Origin of the sequence: Roseivivax halotolerans, from assembly GCF_900115815.1 — a bacterium.
GTDB lineage: Bacteria > Pseudomonadota > Alphaproteobacteria > Rhodobacterales > Rhodobacteraceae > Roseivivax > Roseivivax halotolerans.
Map to the genome: position 1 here is coordinate 362,223 of NZ_FOXV01000003.1, position 17,668 is coordinate 379,890.

Below are 17,668 nucleotides of genomic sequence, written 5' to 3' on the forward strand. Positions count from 1 at the left end.
AAACGCCAACCTACAGGCTTAGCTCGTCATATGAAGGAAAGGAGCGCTCTTATGGCACCGCAACTCATCGCACTGATCATCGTGACACCCTTCATTCTTATCTTCATCTATGCCGGTTATCACGAATACCGCCGTTACAAGACCGAAGGACGCGCAACCTACGGCCTGATGTTCGACGAAGAGACGGGAACGAGCCACGTCACCGGCATTGCGGATCACGAAGACGCTTATGATCCCGATGAATTTGACCCAAGCGCCTACAACGACCCGGATGTGAAAACCTCGGAGGACGACGAGACGGACGCCACGCCCGAGCGGTCCTGACCGCTTGGACCCCTAGCCTTCGCTTGAGGCGCGCACGGGCGTCGCGATCCGCAGAAGGCTCTTCTGCAAGAGGATGAAGCAAAGAAGAAGCACGCCAATCACGATCTTCGTCCACCAGCTCGAGAGCGTACCATCAAAGACGATGTAGGTCTGGATAAGCCCCATTGTCAGAACACCGAAGAGCGTGCCGACGACGTAACCGGCCCCGCCGGTCAACAAAGTGCCCCCGATCACGACCGCGGCGATGGCGGTCAACTCGGTTCCGACCGTCGCGAGCGGATAGCCCGAACCGGTATAGATCGCGAAGACGATGCCCGAAAGGCCGGCCATCAAGCCAGAGAATGCGTAAATACCGATCGTCGTGCGTCCAACCTCGACGCCCATCAGGCGCGCCGTGTCGGGCCCGCCCCCGATGGCGAAGACGCTCGCCCCGAAGCGTGTGCGATGGGCAACGAGAGCGCCGCCCGCTATGGCGAGCAGCATCAACGCCCCGATCAGCGTGAACCGTCCGCCACCGGGCATACGCCAATGGCTGTCCTGCAGCGCCTCGAAGAAGGCATGATCGATCGGCACGGAATCGATGGTGAGCATGTAAGCCGCGCCGCGCGCCAGGAACATGCCAGCCAGCGTGACGATGAAGGCGGGCATCGCGAGCCCGTGTATGATCGCGCCCATCACGGCGCCGAACGCGGTCGTTACGACCAGCAACAGCGCGAAGACGATGATCGGATGAAGCCCTGTGTCCCTCAGCATCACCGCGATGAAGACGCCCGAGAAGGCGATGACCGACCCGACGCTGAGATCGATGCCGCCCGAAAGGATCACGACGGTCATGCCGACGGCGACGATGCCGAGATAAGCATTGTCCGTCAGCAGGTTGCCCACGACGCGGGTCGACAGCATGAACGGAAATTGCAGCCAGCACAACAGGTAGGCTGTGAAGAAGATCGCGATTGTCGCAAGCAGCGGGTAGAGGCGTGGATTGGGTCTCATCTGGTGTCTCGGCTGCCAATGGGTTTCGGCTCGCGCTGGCGCCGGATCTCCATTCGCAGCCAATGCCAGTGCTGCGACAGGTTCGGCGATTGGACGAGCAGGATCACAAGCACGAGCCCGGCTTTGATCACGAGGTTGTATTCCGACGGAAAGCCCGCGAGCAGGATGCCGGTATCCACCGTCTGGATGATGAGTGCGCCGAGGATCGAGGCCGCGACGGAGAAGCGCCCGCCCAGAAGGGAATTGCCGCCGATCACGACCGCGAGGATGGCATCGAGCTCCAGCCAGAGGCCGGCATTGTTGGCATCCGCACCGCGGATGTCGGCAGTGGCGACAATGCCGGCCAACGCCGCGCAGAAGCCCGAGGCCGCGTAAACGGCAATCAGCAGCACCCTCGCGTTGATCCCGGCCACGGTCGAGGCCGAGCGGTTGATGCCGATGGCTTCGACCAGAAGGCCGAGCGCCGTGCGCCGCATGATGAAGGCGACCGCGATCCCCGTCACGAGCCAAAGGAGGGCCGGAACGGGCACGCCTGCCACCGTTCCCGACCCGATCCAGGCGAAGGCCGGGTCCGAGAAGGTCAGGATCCGCCCCTCGGTGATAAGCTGGGCGATCCCGCGCCCGGAGGTCATCAGGATCAGCGTGGCGACGATGGGCTGGATGCCGACATAGGCCACGAGACAGCCGTTCCAGAGACCGCAGGTCAGCCCTGCGACGATTGCCAGGAGGACAGCCGGGAACACGCCCCAGCCGGCGGCAAGCGTCCAGGCCGCCACAGCGCCGGAAATCGCCATGACCGTACCGACGCTGAGGTCGATGCCTCGCGTCGCGATGACCAGCGTCATGCCGATCGCCAGTAGCGCCACGGGCGCGCCACGCTTCACGATATCGACGACCGGCCCTGTCAGGCGTCCGTTTTCGAAGGAGATCGCCAGGAATTGCGGAAAGAAGATCGACACGAGCGCGACAAGCGCCAGGAGCGTCAGGATCTGCGGCAGGCAACGGCGGAGCGCACGGGTCATCACGCGACCTTCCCTGCATCTGGCGCAGCGATGGCAGTCACGATCGCGCCGCTGGTGATCTCCACCCCGCTCAACTCCGCGACATGGGCGCGGTCCCGCACGACGATAATACGGTCGGAGGCCGCGACCAGCTCGTCAAGCTCGGACGAGATCACGAGGACCGACATGCCGCCCTCGGTGATTTCTCCGATCAGCCGCAGGATCTCGGCATGTGCCCCGACATCGACACCGCGTGTCGGCTCGTCGAGGATCAGGAACCGCGGGTTCATCGCCAGCCAGCGCGCGAGGACGACCTTCTGCTGGTTGCCGCCGGACAGCTCGCCCACCGCCTTCTCCGCATCGGAGGTTCGGATATCGAGCCGCTTGATATAGGTTTCGGCAAGCCGGGCCTGTTCGGCGCGCGGCACCGGTTTGGCCCATCCGCGCCGGGCCTGCAGCGCCAGTATGATGTTCTCGCGCACGGACAGGTCCGCAACGATGCCGTCGGTCTTGCGCTCTTCGGGGGCGAAGCCGAACCCGGCCGCGATGGCCTCGCGCGGGCTGGTCAGCGATACGGGCTCTCCGTCGACCTTGGCCTCTCCGCGCTGCGCGGCGCGGATGCCGAACATCAGCTCCGCCGTTTCCGTGCGGCCCGACCCCAAAAGACCGGCGAGCCCGATCACCTCGCCCTCGCGCACGGTCAGATCGAACGGGTCTACAAGCCCGTCGCGCCCGTATCCCTTGAAGTCCACCACGGTCCGGCGCGCCTCGCTGCGGGTGTGATCCGCCCCTTGCTCCGCCTCAACCTCTTCGAGCTCGCGTCCCAGCATGTGGCGGATCAGGGCCACGCGGTCGAGTTCGGCGGTCTTTTCCGTGACGATCTTCGCGCCGTTCCTCAGAACCGTGACCCGATCCGTCAGCTCGAACACCTGGTCAAGGAAATGCGAGACGAACACGATGCCGAGCCCGCGATCCCGCAGACCCCGGACCACATCGAAAAGCATCCGCGTCTCGGCCGCATCAAGGCTCGCAGTCGGCTCGTCGAGGATCAGGATCTTGCCGGACAGCTCAACCGCACGGGCGATGGCGACGATCTGCCGGATCGCCACGGAATAACTGCCAAGATCGCGCCCCACATCGATATCGAGCCCGTATCCTTCAAGCATCCGCCGCGCCTCGGCGCGCTGCGCCCGTCCGTCGATCAACCCGAAGCGGCGCGGCTCGCGTCCAAAGGTCAGGTTCTTGGCAACCGTGAGGTTATCCAGAAGGTTCACCTCCTGGTAGACAGTCCCGATGCCGAGCGACTGCGCCTCGGCCGTGCTGCCTGGCGAGATCGGCTCGCCATCGAGACGGATATCTCCTTCGTCGCGCCGATACGCGCCAGTCAGGCACTTGATGAGCGTGGACTTGCCCGCGCCGTTCTCGCCCAGAAGCGCGTGAACCTCGCCCGCTGCAAGATCGAAATCGACGCTGTCGAGGGCCTTCGTGCCCGGAAACGACTTGCTGAGGTCGCGGATGGTCAGAAGCATGACGTCTGTCCCGTGTCAGGGCCGGGGCGGCGATGCGCCCCGGCTCGTTCGCTCAGTAACCCAGATCCTTGCGGGCCTCGTATTCCGCCATCGGATCATCGTCCTGCGTATAGAGCCGCGATTCCGTCTGGATGAACTTCTCGGGCTCGGTGCCGTCCGCCCAGTATGCCTCGAGCGCATCGAACGCCGGCCCCGACATGTTCGGCGTCAGCTCGACGGTCGCGTTCGCGTCGCCATTGGCCATCGCCTGGAAAATGTCCGGCACCGCGTCGATGGAGACGATCAGGATATCTTCGCCGGGGTTCATCCCAGCTTCGTTGATCGCCTGGATCGCACCGAGCGCCATGTCGTCGTTATGGGCGTAGAGCGCGCAGATCTCGTTGCCGCTTTCGGCCTGCAGGAAGCTCTCCATGACTTCCTTGCCGCCCGAGCGGGTGAAATCGCCGGTCTGGCTGCGGACGATCTCGATGCCCTCCGCCCCGTCGATGGCGTTGCGGAAGCCGGTCGCGCGGTCGATAGCCGGCGACGAGCCGGTCGTGCCTTGCAACTCGACGACGCGGCACTCGCCCTCGGGCTTGTTGTCGACGAGCCATTGCCCGGCGACCTCGCCTTCATGCACAAGATCCGAGCCCACCGCCGTCAGGTACAGGTCTTCGGAGCTGTCCACCCGGCGGTCGAGCAGCACGACCGGGATGTCCGCCTCTGCGGCTTCCTCGAGCACGCTGTCCCAGCCGGTCGCGACAACCGGTGCGAGCAGGATGGCGTCGACGCCTTGCGCCACGAAAGACCGGATGGCCGCGATCTGGTTTTCCTGGCGCTGCTGCGCGTCCGAGAAGCGCAGATCGATCCCGCGCGCTTCGGCTTCCTGGCGCGTCAGCGTCGTTTCCGCCGCCCGCCAGCCCGATTCCGAGCCGATCTGCGAGAAACCGACGGTTTGCGCGCTCGCCGCGGTGCCCGCGAGCAGCGCGGCACTTGTCAGAAGAATACGTTTCATTATCTCACTCCCTTTGATGAACGGGACCGCCGTTTCGGTGCAAGCCCCTTTGTCTGGCCGGGTCCGGGAGACCGCCCGGGTCCGGCCATCTTGTAAGAGGGCTCCTCAGTCCCTCAGATCCTCGGGCAAGAGCGCCTGAGGCATGTTCTGGTAGCAGACCGGCCGCAGGAAACGGCGGATTGCCAGTGTTCCGACACTCGTCGCGCCGAAATTCGTCGATGCCGGGAAAGGTCCGCCATGCACCATTGCGTGGGCGACTTCGACCCCGGTCGGAAAACCGTTCACGAGCACCCTGCCCGCCTTGCGTTCGAGGATCGGCATGAGCGCCTTCGCGTCGTCCGTATCGCCGTCATCCATCTGCAAGGTCGCGGTGAGCTGCCCGGCAAGATCCGCCGCGATGGCACGGCGCTGACCGGCATCCTTCGCACGCACCACGATGCCCGCGGGTCCGAAGATCTCGTGGGCCAGCACCGGGTGGGCCTGCCAGTCATCGCCCGAGACCGCGAAAACCGCCGGCGCGCCTTGCCGCCCCTCGCAACTGGCCGCGAGGATCCGTTCGACCCCGTCCGTGCCGGAGACGGCCTCGACCCCGCCGCGATAGGCCTTCGCCACGCCCGCAGTCAGCATCGGCTGCGCCGGAACCTTTCCAAGCGCTTCGGCAGCCTGCGTGAGGAACGCTTCGGCCCCCTCGCCCTCGGTCAGGATAACGACCCCGGGATTGGTGCAGAACTGACCGACGCCCATCGTAAGCGAGCCGGCCCAGGCCGCCCCGATCTCTCCGCCCCGCGCGGCTTGCGCCGCCGGAAGCACGAAGACGGGATTGATCGCGCCCAGCTCTCCGAAGAAGGGGATCGGCTCGGGGCGCGCCATCGCGAGGTCGAACAGCGCCTTGCCCCCGCGGAACGAGCCGGTGAAGCCGACAGCGCGTGTGATGGAATGCGTGACCAGCGCTTCTCCTGCCTCGTTCGTGTTCGACTGGATGAAGCCGAACACCCCGGCCGGCATTCCCGTCTTCTCGCTCGCCGCAGCGATGGCGCGCGCGACAAGCTCGCCGCAACCGGGATGCGCCGGATGGCCCTTGTAGACCACCGGGCAGCCCGCCGCGAGCGCAGCGGCGGTGTCGCCGCCTGCCGTCGAGAAGGCCAGCGGGAAATTCGAAGCTCCGAAGACCGCAACGGGCCCGAGCGGGCGCTGGATCATCCGAAGATCGGGGCGCGGCATCGGTTGGCGGTCTGGCAGGGCCTCGTCGTGCCGCCGGTCGAGATAAGCGCCGTCTCGGATATGGGTCGCGAAGAGGCGCAGCTGGTTGGCGGTGCGGGGCAACTCGACGCTACGCAGGCGCGGCTCCGGCAGGCCGGTCTCGGCCATACCGATCTCCGTGATCGCATCGACCCGCGCTTCAATCTCCTCGGCGATGGCGTCGAGAAACAGCGCCCGATCCTCACGGGACCTCCAGCCATAGGTTTCGAAGGCGGCCTCGGCGGCCTTCATCGCCGCGTCGATCTCGGCCTTGCCGCCGCTATGGACATGCAGGGGCGTACCGGACACCGGGTCGGACTCGAAGGTCTGGCCTGCCGAGACCCAGTTTCCGTCGATGTAATGCTGTCCTGTCAGGTCGGTCATGAAATCTCCTGTGGGTCGTCGTGAAAAGCTGCAACGGCGATGTGACGTCCGAGCATGAATGCATCAGCGACATGAACGAGCGGTTCGACGTCCACATCGCTCTGGCCGGCTTCGATCAGTTCGGCGAAACGCCGGTAGAGGCTGGGGTATTCGCCTGGCGCCTCGACACTCTGTTCCGCGCCGTCGACATGAAGCCGGGCGCCACCCTCGGTCAGCTTCAAGGTGCTGCTGTCGGTCTCGATCTCGATCTGCCAGATCTCGCCGCCCTCCTGCCGCCAGTCGAAGACAGCCTCGGCGCGAAGCCCGTCCGGGCCGGCGAAGGTCAGATCGGCGGCGATCGGGGCCGCACGGTTCTCGGGGAAGGACAGCGTGGCACCGGTCAGATGCAACGAGACGGGCAGGATCTTCGACAAGAGCGAGAGCGCGTTGATCCCGGGATCGAACACGCCGAGCCCGCCCGGTTGCCAGATCCAGTCCTGGCCCGGATGCCATTTCCGCACGTCTTCCTTCCAATCGACGCGCACCGCCCGGATCGCCTTGCCTGCAAGCCAGTCCCGCGCTGCGTCGGCGGCCTCCGCATGGCGGCTGTGCCACGTGGCAAAGAGCGTCTTGCCCGCCGCGCGCGCCTGACGCTCAAGCTTCAGAACCTCGGCGATCGAGGCGCCGGGCGGCTTCTCCAGCATGACGTGGCGACCTGCGCCCAAGGCGGCGCTCGCCGCGGCGAAACGCGGCACCGGCGGCATGGTCAGCGAGACGGCCGGGATATCGGGCCGCGCCGCCAGCATCGCGCCGATCTCGGCATGGTTCTCGACGCCCACTATGCCGCCAGAGCCGCTGACCGTGGCTGCGAGATAGAAAGCCGGATCGGCCGCGATGGACGGGATATGCTGGTCGCGGGCGATCTTGCCGATGCCGACGAGGGCGATGTCAGTGACTGTCACGCGGCACCTCCCGTCCTCGGCAGCCTTTGAGGAAGTCGAAATCGACCCCGGTATCGGCTCCCTCCACGTGATCGTGGAACAGCTTGGCATAACCGCTGGCGGGCGGCTCGACTCGGGATTGCCACGCGGCGAGGCGCTGTTCCAGCTCCTCTTCGGAGATATCGAGATGCAAGCGCCGGTCGGGCACGTTGACCTCGATCATGTCGCCGGTACGGACCACCGCCAGCGGGCCGCCGACCGCCGCCTCCGGGGCGGTATGCAGGATGACCGTGCCATAAGCCGTACCCGACATGCGCGCATCCGAGATCCGCACCATATCGGTGATGCCTTTCCTCAGCAGCTTTGGCGGAAGCCCCATGTTTCCCACCTCGGGCATGCCGGGATATCCTTTGGGCCCGCAATATTTCAGCACCATGATGCAGGTCTCGTCGATCTCGAGCGCGTCATCGCCGATACGCGCCTTGTAGTCATCGATATCCTCGAAGACGACGGCGCGGCCGCGATGAACCATCAGGTGCTCTGAGGCGGCCGACGGCTTGATGACCGCGCCGCCCGGCGCGAGGTTGCCGCGCAGAACCGCGATGCCGCCGCTCGTCGCGAGTGCCTTGTCGGCTGGCCGGATCACGTCCTCGTTCCAGTTCACCGCGTCCTTCACCTCGTCCCAGATCGGCCCGCCCGAGACGGTCAGCGCGTCCTTGTTCAGCATGCCCGCCTCGCCCAGCCGCTTCAGCACGACCGGCAGGCCTCCGGCGTAGAAGAACTCCTCCATCAGGTACTGGCCAGAGGGCATGAGGTTGACGATCGTCGGCACGTCGCGGCCGAGCCTGTCCCAATCGTCGAGCGTCACATCGACGCCGACGCGCCCCGCCATCGCCAGAAGATGCACGACCGCGTTCGTCGAGCCGCCGATCGCGCCGTTGGTGCGGATCGCGTTCTCGAACGCCGCCTTGGTCATCACGTCCGACGGCTTGAGATCGTCCCTGACCATCTCGACGATGCGCCGGCCGGACATCTGCGCCATCACGCGGCGCCGCGCGTCGACGGCCGGGATCGCCGCATTGCCCGAAAGCGCCATGCCCAGTGCCTCGGCCATGCTCGCCATCGTGCTCGCCGTGCCCATCGTGTTGCAGGTGCCGGTAGAGCGCGACATCGCCTGCTCGGCCTCGAGGAAGTCCTCCTGGGTCATCTTGCCGGCCTTGATATCCTCCGACATCTGCCAGAGCGCCGTGCCCGACCCCACACGCTCGCCGCGGAACCAGCCATTCAGCATCGGCCCGCCGGTGACGACGATCGATGGAATATCGGTCGAGGCCGCGCCCATGATGAGCGAAGGCGTGGTCTTGTCGCAACCGACCATCAGCACCGCGCCGTCGATCGGTTGGGCCCGCATCACTTCCTCGACGGCCATCGCCGCGAGGTTGCGGTACATCATCGCCGTCGGGCGAAACGTATTCTCGGAAGCCGAGAAGACGGGCACTTCGAGAGGAAAGCCTCCCGCTTCCCAGATCCCGGCCTTCACCTTCTCGGCAAGCTCGCGCAGATGGCCGTTGCAGGGCGTCAGCTCCGACCAGGTGTTGAGAATGCCGATGACCGGCCGCCCGTCGAACACATCATGCGGGTGACCCTGGTTCTTCAGCCATCCCCGGTGGTAGATCGTGTCCCGGCTGGTGCCGCCATACCATTCCTGGCTGCGCAGCTTTCTCGGCCATTCTGCAGGTTTGAACGTCACAGCGGGCGCACCTCCGTCATCGGCTCCGCCTTGCCCAGGGGGGCAAAGGAGAGCGGGTTTCTGAGGGGAAGACCGAAGGCTGCGGCCTCGATCTCGAAGACGTCGCCATCTCTCGGCTGCACCCCGTCGGCAAAGGACAAAGTCGCCGTGCCGAACATATGGACATGCACGTCGCCCGGCTGGCGGAAGATGTCATACTTGAAATGGTGGTGTTCGAGATTGGCGATCGTGTGGGACATGTTGGCCTCTCCCGAAAGGAAGGGCTTCTCGAAGATCACCTCCTCCCCGCGCCGGATCCGGCTCGTGCCCTCGACGCTCTGCGGCAACTCGCCGACGAGGAGTTCCGGCCCGATGGCGCAGGGGCGCAGCTTGGAATGGGCGAGGTAGAGGTAGTTCTGCCGCTCGGTGACGTGATCCGAGAATTCATTGGCGAGGGCAAAGCCCAGGCGCACGGGCGCGCCGTCCGGCGCGATCACGTAGATCCCTGCGATCTCGGGCTCTTCGCCGCCATCGAGCGCGAACGGCGGGCTTACGAGCGGCGCGCCGGGCGCGACGAGCGCCGCGCCGGTGCCCTTGTAGAACCATTCGGGCTGCACGCCCGCCGCGCCGTTGCCGGGCTTACCGCCCTCGACGCCCATGCGGAACATCTTCATCGAGTCGGTTTCGTCCTCGGGTTTCTTGGCATGCATCGAGGCCCGCGTTGAGGCCGACCCCAGATGCGTCAGGCCCGTTCCGGTGAGGTGCAGATGCGCCGGGTCGGCATGGGTCACGGGCGGCAGGAGGCGTCCTTCGGCAGCCAGAACCTCGAGATTGACCGCGCCATTGAGACCAAGCGACAAGACAAGGTCACGCAGGCCCACGCCCTCTTCGAGAGCGCGCATGGCAAGGTCGTAAAGCGACAGCTCGCTTTTCACCTCGTAGGCTTCGGACCCGTCGCGCGCGACGACCTGAATGCTTCCCGAGGATGTGCGGTATTGGGACAGATGCATCGGCTCAGCCCTTCTTTTTGTTCATGACGTCGAAGATGACCGCAGCGAGCAGCACCAGGCCCTTGATGACCTGCTGGTAATCGATGCCGATCCCGAGGATGGACATGCCATTATTCATGACACCCATGATGAAGGCGCCGATCACCGCGCCGATGACCGTGCCCACGCCGCCGGCCATCGACGCGCCGCCGATGAAGACCGCCGCGATCACGTCCAGCTCGAACGTCGCGCCCGCTTTCGGCGTCGCGGTGTTGAGCCGCGCAGCGAAGACGAGGCCCGCGAGGGCGGCCAGCATGCCCATATTGGCGAAGGTCAGGAAGGTCAGCCGCTGCGAGTTGATGCCCGACAGCGATGCCGCCTTCTCGTTGCCGCCAATGGCGTAGATCCGCCGGCCGATCGTCGTGCGGCTCGTGATGAACGAATAGACCGCGATCAGGAGCGCCATGACGATGAAGACATTCGGCAGGCCGCGGAAATCGGCCATGAGCCAGCTCATCCAGACGATACCGAAGAAGATGAGCGCGGTCTTCGCGGCGAAAAAGGCGAAGGGCTCGGCCGGAACGCCGGTGCGCGCCTCGGCCTGCCGGTTCCGGATCGCAAGCCATGTCAGGACAGCCGCAACCCCGAGGCCGATCAGGAGAGAGAGCAGGTTGAACCCCTCCATTCCGAAAGGATCGCCGATGAAGCCTGACGAGATCAGCTGAAACTCGCGTGGAAATGGACCGACCGACTGCCCGGCCAGAAGCCACAGCGTCAGCCCTTTGAAGACAAGCATGCCCGCAAGCGTCACGATGAAGGACGGAATGCGGAAATAGGCGACCCAGAAACCCTGCGCCGCCCCGATAAGCGCGCCCGCGGCGAGGCACAGGATGCCTGCGAGAAGGTAATGCATGTCCCAGTTGACGATCATCACCGCCGCAAGCGCCCCTATGAATCCCAGCACCGAGCCAACAGACAGATCGATATGCCCCGCGACGATCACGAGCAACATGCCCACGGCCATGATGATGATATAGGAATTCTGCAAAATCAGGTTGGTGAGGTTCACCGGACGCAAGAGAATGCCGCCGGTGGCGATCTGGAAGAAGGCCATGATCGCGATCAATGCGAACAGGATCCCGTATTCGCGCAGATGGGTCTTGAGAAACCGCCAGCTCGCGCTGGCCTGTTTCGCCGCCGGAGCCTCTCCTCCGCGGTCTACGGTCTCGCTCATGTCACGCGCTCCCCTGTCTTGATGATACGGGCCATGATCTTTTCCTGGCTGGCTTCGTGGGTGGGCATCTCGCCGACGAAGCGGCCCTCGTTCATGACGTAAAGACGATCCGTGATGCCAAGAAGCTCGGGCATCTCGGAGGAGATCACGACGATCGCCTTGCCCTGTTTGGCGAGATCCCGAATAACCGTGTAGATCTCGAATTTCGCGCCGACATCGATGCCGCGCGTCGGCTCATCGAGGATCAGGATATCCGGATCTGCGAAGAGCCATTTCGACAGGACAACCTTCTGCTGGTTGCCGCCCGAGAGGTTCACCGTTTCCTGCTCGATCGAGCTCGACTTGATGTTGAGCCGCTCGCGGTACCGCTCGGCGACCTCGGTCTCGCGGGCGCGATTCAGCACCATCCCGTCTGCCACGGCATCAAGCTTGGCCATCGAGATGTTGCGCCGGATCGTATCCTCGAGCACCAGCCCATAGGTCTTGCGATCCTCGGTGGCATAGGCCAGCCCGGCATTGATCGCGCGTCGCACGCTCGACAGGTCGACCGGCTGGCCGTTGATCTTCGCGCTGCCCGAGATGTCGCGCCCGTAGGACCGGCCGAAAAGGCTCATGGCCAGTTCAGTCCGGCCCGCGCCCATCAGACCGGCAATCCCCAAGACCTCGCCTTTCCGGACATGGAAGGACACGTCGCGCACAACGATGCGGTCAGCGTCGATGGGGTGATGAACGGTCCAGTTCACGACCTCCAGCGCGACCTCTTCGGTGAAGGTCGGCTCGCGCGGCGGGAAGCGGTCGTCGAGCGCGCGCCCCACCATGTCGCGGATGATGTCGTCTTCGCTGATCCCGCCCGAACAATCGAGCCGGGACACCGTCGATCCGTCACGCAGAACGGTGATCGTATCGGCCACCTGGCTGATTTCATTGAGCTTGTGACTGATCAGGATCGAGGTCACGCCCTGCCGGCGGAATTCCTTCAGAAGCGAGAGCAGCTTCTCGCTGTCCTGCTCGTTGAGCGACGAAGTCGGCTCGTCCAGGATCAAGAGCCGCACATCCTTCGACAGCGCCTTGGCGATTTCCACGAGCTGCTGCTTGCCGAGGCCAAGATCGCCGACCGGCGTCTTGGGGCTTTCGTTCAGCCCGACCCTTTCGAGCAGCTCGGCCGCCCGCCGTTCGGTCTGCCGCCAGTCTATGATGCCCCCCGCGGCGCGCTCGTTGCCGAGAAAGATGTTCTCCGCCACCGACAGAAGCGGCACCAGCGCCAGTTCCTGGTGGATGATGGCAATGCCGACCGCCTCGCTGTCGCGGATCGTGCGGAAGGATTGCACCTCGCCGTCGAAGACGATCTCGCCGTCATAGGTTCCGTGCGGGTAGACGCCCGACAGCACCTTCATCAGCGTGGACTTTCCCGCGCCGTTCTCTCCGACCAGCGCATGGATTTCTCCCGTCTTGACGCTCAGGTTCACCCGGTCGAGCGCCTTCACGCCCGGGAATTCCTTCGTGATGTCCCGCATCTCGAGGATCGTCGACATGTCGCGATGTCCTGTGTTTGATCGTCCCCCCGGCGCGCCGCCGGGGGGCTTTCGTGACCGGCGCCGAAGCGCGGCCACAGGGAGGATCACTCGAGCTCGGAGGCCTCGTAATAGCCCGAGTCGATCAGCACTTCGGTGATGTTCTCCTCGGTCACCGGCACCGGCTCCAGGAGGTAGGAGGGGACGACCTTGACGCCGTTGTCATAGGTCTCGGTGTCGTTGATCTCGGGCTCGCCGCCCTGCAGGAGCGCATCCACCATGCCAACGGTCACGCGCGCAAGTTCGCGGGTGTCCTTGAAGATGGTCGAATACTGATCGCCGCGCTGGATCGCCTTGACCGAGGGGATCTCGGCATCCTGCCCGGTGACGATGGGCATCGCCATGTCGCCTGAGCCGTAGCCGACACCGCGCAGCGACGAGATGATGCCGATCGAGAGCCCATCGTAAGGCGACAGAACGCCGTGGACGCGCGCATCGGTGTAGTTCGCGGAGAGAAGGTTATCCATGCGCGCCTGCGCCACCGAGCCGTCCCAGCGCAGGGTGCCCACCGTGTCCATGCCCATCTGGCCTGACACGATCTGGATCGAGCCGTCATCGATCAACGGCTGCAAAACGCTCATTGCGCCATCGTAGAAGAAATAGGCGTTGTTGTCGTCGGGGCTGCCCCCGAAAAGCTCGACGTTCCATTGCTCGGCATCCGGGAACCTCTCTTCGAGGCCGTTCACGAGGTTGGTCGCCTGCTGCACACCAACCTGGAAATTGTCGAAGGTGGCGTAGTAGTCGACATCGCCGGAATCGCGGATGAGACGGTCATAGGCCACGACCGGAATGTCCATCGCAGCGGCGTTGGCCAGCGCGTTCGTCAGCGTCGTGCCGTCGATCGCCGCGATCACCAGCGCGTCGACGCCCGTGGTGATCATGTTCTCGATCTGCGCGAGCTGGTTGGGAATGTCGTCCTCGGCATATTGAAGGTTTGTCTCGTAGCCGGCTTCCTCGAACTGGGCGACCATGCTCTCTCCATCGGAGATCCAGCGCGCCGAAGATTTCGTGGGCATCGAAATGCCGATCGTTCCCGAATCCTGCGCGAAGGCGGGCATCGCGATCAGGGTAGCCAAAGCGGTCGCGCCGAGGGCGCGTCTCGTGAATGTCATGTTATCCTCCCAGACAGGCGGAGCGGACTGCCCCACATCGGCCGCCCCTCGTGCCATCCGTGTCTCCTCACGGGCTGCAAGCGAGCGGCTCGCGCCCACACTTGCGCTACGGATATATATCAGTCAAATGATTAAATGGCAGATAGATATATCATTTCTGATATGTTATTTCCGTGGGAGACCAGAGGCAGACCGATGACTGAACTCATTCGAAGCGGGCTGAAATTCTCGCATCTCCGAATCCTCGCGGCGCTCCGCGAAACCGGGAAAATCGGCGCTGCGGCGCAACATGCGGGCATGACCCAGCCTGCGGCCTCGCGGCTTCTGGCACAGCTCGAGACGATGCTCGGAACGCCGCTTTACGTGCGCCACGCACAAGGTGTCGTTCTGACCGAAGCGGGGCGGACGCTCGCAGACCAGGCTATCGCCACCTTGCGCGATCTCGACCGGACGCATCAGCAGATCGGCCAGATCGCGAGCGGCACGCGCGGCCATGTGCGGATCGGATCTGTGACCGGCCCTTCGCTCGACCTTCTTCTGCCCGTCCTGCGCGAGATCCGGGTCGCCTATCCCGACATCCAGACGAGCGTGAACATCGACACGTCGGACCGGCTGGCGGAGGGGCTTATCGCCGATGAGCTCGATCTCTATATAGGCCGGATCCCGGACCAGGCCGATGCGCGCCCTTTCGCGATCAAGACGATCGGCCCCGAGCCCATCAGCCTCGTGGTCCGTCTGGACCATCCCCTGAGCGGACGCTCGGGTCTCACGATCGACGATTGCCTGCCCTTCGATTGGGTGATGCAGCCTCCGGGCGGCCTTCTGCGCCGCACGGCGGAAGCCTATCTTCTGGAGCGCGGCAGGCCGCTTCCAAGGCGCGTTCTCGGCACGACCTCGATCCTCTTCACGCTGGCCCATGTGAACGAGACGAACGCCATCGCCCCCCTCGCCCGCGCAGTCGCAAGCTTCTTCATCGAGCGCGGCGGTCTCGGAAGCCGCCTTTCGATCCTGCCTGTCGCCTCCGACATGGCCGTGGGCGATTATGGCATCGTCACCCGCACGGAAGAGGCGCTGTCCCCAGCCGCGGCGCAGGTCTTTGACCTCTTGGGACGATATAGTCGATCGAAGGAATGATGGTCGAATTGCAGGAATGGGCCGGGCGCTTGCGCCAAGCGACCCAGCGCCAGAACATGTGCAGTAATTCCGGCTGAGGCGAATTCGCGATAGCGCTGCAAGGGAAATGGCGGAGAGGAAGTCCGGTACACTGCCGTCCAGAGAAGTCCAGGGGTGATTTTTTAAAGCATCCAAATCATGTGGTTACATTAAAATATGGCCGCTACTTGTCCATTATAGTCCAGACTTATCCATTGACAGCCCCTAAAATTTAGGGGCAGCGTAGGGGCGTCACAACATGAAAGAAGGCTGCCCCATGCACCCCACACGGATTACCGCTGGTATCAATCGCGGCAATGAACGCCCCTTGGAAACCATGCTTCGGTGCTTTGCCGGTTCGTCCCGTCCGTTCACTTTAGAGATCGAGGCAGAGGACGCGGAACAGTTGAATACTGCGATCGTGCAAGCAGCTCACAGCTTGGGCGATCCCGACCGGGTTTCAGCCATCCGCCTCGCGGCAAACGCCATCTGCGCCGAGTTGGATATTGAGCCTCGCCCGGTGGAGCCAGCCAAGCTCCATTGAACTGGCGGCCCACCCGGCCAAGCACATGACGCAGCTTGGTTGAACAGCCAAGCCAACCAGCCAAGCGCAGAAAGACCTCCCATGACCCGTGGCATCCACAGGCTAACAGCCAAGCAGATTGAAAACGCAGAGGCGGGCAAGAGCCTTTCAGACGGCGGCGGTCTGTCACTCAGATGTGGCCGCTCTGGCGCTTCGCGATGGGTTCTCCGATACAAGATGCGGGGCATGCCCCAGCGCGAAATGGGGCTGGGCTCATACCCGGCCACAACGCTGGCACAAGCGAGGCAAAAGGCGGCGCGAGCACGCGAAAGCATTGCCCAGGGCCAAGACCCGATAGAAGCTGCCGACCAACAAGCCGCCCAGGCCAAAGCCGCAGCACAAGCTGCCAAAGCTGAGGCAATGACATTTGGTCGCTACGCGGACGAGGTATTTCTTCCCGCCGTGCTGCCCCGATTTTCCAACGCTGCCCACGTTCAGCAATGGGAGGCAACGTTTCGACGCCACGCCGCCACGCTCAAGGATAAGCCGCTGGCAGCGATAACGCGGGAGGATATTCTGGCAGTGTTGGAACCGATTTGGGCGACGAAGAACGTCACTGCCAGCCGAAGCCGTGAGCGCATCGAGCGACTATTCAGCCACGCGACACAAAACGGTTTCTATGTTGGAGATAACCCCGCCGCATGGCGTCAGTTCGATGCAACCCTGCCCGCGCCGCGCAAGCTGACGAAAGGGCACCACGCCAGCATTTCGCATCGTGAGATTGCGCCTTTCATCGAAAAGCTGAGGGCCAGACAAACGGAGAGCATGGCCGCGCTCATGCTTGAATGGATTGCCCTTTCAGCGTGCCGCACTGGCGAGGCGCGCTTTGCAACGTGGTCAGAAATCGACCTGGAACGTATGACGTGGACCATCCCTGCCCAGCGCATGAAAATGCGGCGGGCTCATGTAGCGCCGATCACAGAGCGCATGGCCGCCATCCTGTCGGAAACCAAACGACGCCTTGGCCGCGAGGCGCGCGAAGATGATTGGCTGTTTCCCGGCCCGAGAGAGGGAATGCCTCTGTCCGAAATGGCGGCGATGATGCAGCTCAAGCGGATGGATTTCGGCGGCTACACCGTACATGGGCTCCGCGCGACGTTCAAAAGCTGGGCCGCGACTTGCACAGAGTTTCCGCGCGAATTGATCGAGGAACAGTTGGCCCACCAGCTTGGAGCCGTTGAGGGCGCATATCTCAGAGAGGCCACCGTAGAGCGGCGGCGCGGCATGATGGAGGAATGGGCGCGTCACCTGAACGGCAGTCACGCCGAGCAGCAAGAGGGCAAACAAGTGTCGCTGAGCGCCCATTAAGCTTTCATTTCACCGATCCGCCCAAGTCATTGAACGCAAGTCTAAAATCATTTTACGCCAAATGCGAAGCTACATGAAAAACACACGAAAGATACAAAGCGACTGATAATAAACGATTTTTTTCGATAATTCTTCTTGGTGCGCTTGCGTAGTTATACCCACTCCAGATATTGTGGGACGTAGCCGGATAAGCTGAGACTGCGAAGCCCCGGTCGCGGTGTAGACCGCCATTAAACCTCTCGCCATCGCCGCGCAGTTCCCGATGGGAGGGGAAACTCACAACCGCTGAACAAACAGCTGGTTGGCATCCCATGGAGGCATGGCATGCAGAGCCCGACCTACAATCAAGCAAGCCCCGAGCGGCTACTCAAAATGCCGGAAGTGACGCATATGACCGGCTTTGCCCGCAGTCAGGTCTACGCGATGATTTCGACAGGTGCATTTCCTCGCCCAATCAAGCTTGGCCGATGCTCACGCTGGCCCGAAAGCGAAGTCTTGAGCTGGATCGAAGATCGCAAGTGCGAGCGCCAATAAGCTTACCACCCGAATGAAAACGGCGGCCCAAACGAGCCGCCGAATATCTGAAACGCGCTGAGCCCCCACGGT

Annotated in this window: 16 protein-coding genes; 5 read left to right on the forward strand and 11 right to left on the reverse strand. The window is 63.8% G+C overall.

The features are described from left to right. Positions 1-51: 51 nt before the first annotated feature. Complete coding sequence (locus BM171_RS06745) at positions 52-324, forward strand: hypothetical protein (RefSeq protein WP_093010059.1); 273 nt, start codon at positions 52-54, stop codon at positions 322-324. A 12-nt stretch (positions 325-336) separates the two neighbouring features. Here the strand turns inward: BM171_RS06745 and yjfF are convergent, their stop codons facing one another. From yjfF to chvE, 11 genes are all read right to left on the reverse strand, one after another. Beyond that, positions 337-1,317, reverse strand: coding sequence for a galactofuranose ABC transporter, permease protein YjfF (gene yjfF / locus BM171_RS06750; protein ID WP_093010060.1), 981 nt, complete (start codon positions 1,315-1,317; stop codon positions 337-339). Beyond that, positions 1,314-2,339, reverse strand: coding sequence for an ABC transporter permease (locus BM171_RS06755; RefSeq protein WP_093010061.1), 1,026 nt, complete (start codon positions 2,337-2,339; stop codon positions 1,314-1,316). The genes yjfF and BM171_RS06755 overlap by 4 nt, the downstream gene beginning before the upstream one ends. After that, positions 2,339-3,847, reverse strand: a complete 1,509-nt coding sequence (locus BM171_RS06760) for a sugar ABC transporter ATP-binding protein (protein WP_093010062.1) — start codon at positions 3,845-3,847, stop codon at positions 2,339-2,341. Before BM171_RS06760 ends, BM171_RS06755 begins: the two co-directional genes overlap by 1 nt. Positions 3,848-3,899: 52 nt before the next feature. Then, positions 3,900-4,841, reverse strand: a complete 942-nt coding sequence (gene ytfQ / locus BM171_RS06765; protein ID WP_093010063.1) for a galactofuranose ABC transporter, galactofuranose-binding protein YtfQ — start codon at positions 4,839-4,841, stop codon at positions 3,900-3,902. 105 nt (positions 4,842-4,946) lie between these two features. After that, the gene (locus BM171_RS06770; RefSeq protein ID WP_093010064.1) at positions 4,947-6,464 is read right to left on the reverse strand and encodes an aldehyde dehydrogenase (NADP(+)); all 1,518 of its coding nucleotides are present in this window, start codon (positions 6,462-6,464) and stop codon (positions 4,947-4,949) included. Further along, the gene (locus BM171_RS06775) at positions 6,461-7,405 is read right to left on the reverse strand and encodes a Gfo/Idh/MocA family protein (protein WP_093010065.1); all 945 of its coding nucleotides are present in this window, start codon (positions 7,403-7,405) and stop codon (positions 6,461-6,463) included. Before BM171_RS06775 ends, BM171_RS06770 begins: the two co-directional genes overlap by 4 nt. Then, positions 7,392-9,134, reverse strand: a complete 1,743-nt coding sequence (gene araD / locus BM171_RS06780; protein ID WP_093010066.1) for an L-arabinonate dehydratase — start codon at positions 9,132-9,134, stop codon at positions 7,392-7,394. The genes BM171_RS06775 and araD overlap by 14 nt, the downstream gene beginning before the upstream one ends. After that, positions 9,131-10,123, reverse strand: a complete 993-nt coding sequence (araD1, locus tag BM171_RS06785; RefSeq protein ID WP_093010067.1) for an AraD1 family protein — start codon at positions 10,121-10,123, stop codon at positions 9,131-9,133. The genes araD and araD1 overlap by 4 nt, the downstream gene beginning before the upstream one ends. A gap of 4 nt (positions 10,124-10,127) precedes the next feature. After that, positions 10,128-11,336: a multiple monosaccharide ABC transporter permease gene (mmsB, locus tag BM171_RS06790; RefSeq protein WP_093010068.1), complete on the reverse strand. Its 1,209-nt coding sequence runs from the start codon at positions 11,334-11,336 to the stop codon at positions 10,128-10,130. Continuing rightward, positions 11,333-12,868: a multiple monosaccharide ABC transporter ATP-binding protein gene (gene mmsA, locus BM171_RS06795; RefSeq protein ID WP_093010069.1), complete on the reverse strand. Its 1,536-nt coding sequence runs from the start codon at positions 12,866-12,868 to the stop codon at positions 11,333-11,335. Before mmsA ends, mmsB begins: the two co-directional genes overlap by 4 nt. 86 nt (positions 12,869-12,954) lie before the next feature. After that, entirely contained in the window at positions 12,955-14,019 is a 1,065-nt protein-coding gene (gene chvE / locus BM171_RS06800; protein ID WP_093010070.1) for a multiple monosaccharide ABC transporter substrate-binding protein, read from the reverse strand. A gap of 195 nt (positions 14,020-14,214) precedes the next feature. Between chvE and BM171_RS06805 the strand changes: the two genes are divergently transcribed. The 4 genes from BM171_RS06805 (at position 14,215) to BM171_RS06820 (ending at position 17,596) form a co-directional block, all read left to right on the forward strand. Then, positions 14,215-15,153, forward strand: a complete 939-nt coding sequence (locus BM171_RS06805; protein ID WP_093010071.1) for a LysR substrate-binding domain-containing protein — start codon at positions 14,215-14,217, stop codon at positions 15,151-15,153. Between the two features lie 277 nt (positions 15,154-15,430). Further along, positions 15,431-15,715 (forward strand): hypothetical protein, encoded by a 285-nt coding sequence (locus BM171_RS06810; protein ID WP_139218674.1) that lies wholly within the window; start codon positions 15,431-15,433, stop codon positions 15,713-15,715. Positions 15,716-15,796: 81 nt separating this feature from the next. Beyond that, positions 15,797-17,062 (forward strand): tyrosine-type recombinase/integrase, encoded by a 1,266-nt coding sequence (locus BM171_RS06815; RefSeq protein ID WP_093010073.1) that lies wholly within the window; start codon positions 15,797-15,799, stop codon positions 17,060-17,062. A 324-nt stretch (positions 17,063-17,386) separates the two neighbouring features. Continuing rightward, complete coding sequence (locus tag BM171_RS06820) at positions 17,387-17,596, forward strand: helix-turn-helix transcriptional regulator (RefSeq protein ID WP_093010074.1); 210 nt, start codon at positions 17,387-17,389, stop codon at positions 17,594-17,596. Positions 17,597-17,668 lie beyond the last annotated feature (72 nt).

Bases quoted from the DNA above. Each gene is read 5' to 3' on its own strand.
- BM171_RS06745 (WP_093010059.1), top strand. From the start codon at position 52: ATGGCACCGCAACTCATCGCACTGATCATCGTGACACCCTTCATTCTT.
- yjfF (WP_093010060.1), bottom strand. From the start codon at position 1,317: ATGAGACCCAATCCACGCCTCTACCCGCTGCTTGCGACAATCGCGATC.
- BM171_RS06755 (WP_093010061.1), bottom strand. From the start codon at position 2,339: ATGACCCGTGCGCTCCGCCGTTGCCTGCCGCAGATCCTGACGCTCCTG.
- BM171_RS06760 (WP_093010062.1), bottom strand. From the start codon at position 3,847: ATGCTTCTGACCATCCGCGACCTCAGCAAGTCGTTTCCGGGCACGAAG.
- ytfQ (WP_093010063.1), bottom strand. From the start codon at position 4,841: ATGAAACGTATTCTTCTGACAAGTGCCGCGCTGCTCGCGGGCACCGCG.
- BM171_RS06770 (WP_093010064.1), bottom strand. From the start codon at position 6,464: ATGACCGACCTGACAGGACAGCATTACATCGACGGAAACTGGGTCTCG.
- araD1 (WP_093010067.1), bottom strand. From the start codon at position 10,123: ATGCATCTGTCCCAATACCGCACATCCTCGGGAAGCATTCAGGTCGTC.
- mmsB (WP_093010068.1), bottom strand. From the start codon at position 11,336: ATGAGCGAGACCGTAGACCGCGGAGGAGAGGCTCCGGCGGCGAAACAG.
- mmsA (WP_093010069.1), bottom strand. From the start codon at position 12,868: ATGTCGACGATCCTCGAGATGCGGGACATCACGAAGGAATTCCCGGGC.
- chvE (WP_093010070.1), bottom strand. From the start codon at position 14,019: ATGACATTCACGAGACGCGCCCTCGGCGCGACCGCTTTGGCTACCCTG.
- BM171_RS06805 (WP_093010071.1), top strand. From the start codon at position 14,215: ATGACTGAACTCATTCGAAGCGGGCTGAAATTCTCGCATCTCCGAATC.
- BM171_RS06810 (WP_139218674.1), top strand. From the start codon at position 15,431: ATGAAAGAAGGCTGCCCCATGCACCCCACACGGATTACCGCTGGTATC.
- BM171_RS06815 (WP_093010073.1), top strand. From the start codon at position 15,797: ATGACCCGTGGCATCCACAGGCTAACAGCCAAGCAGATTGAAAACGCA.
- BM171_RS06820 (WP_093010074.1), top strand. From the start codon at position 17,387: ATGCAGAGCCCGACCTACAATCAAGCAAGCCCCGAGCGGCTACTCAAA.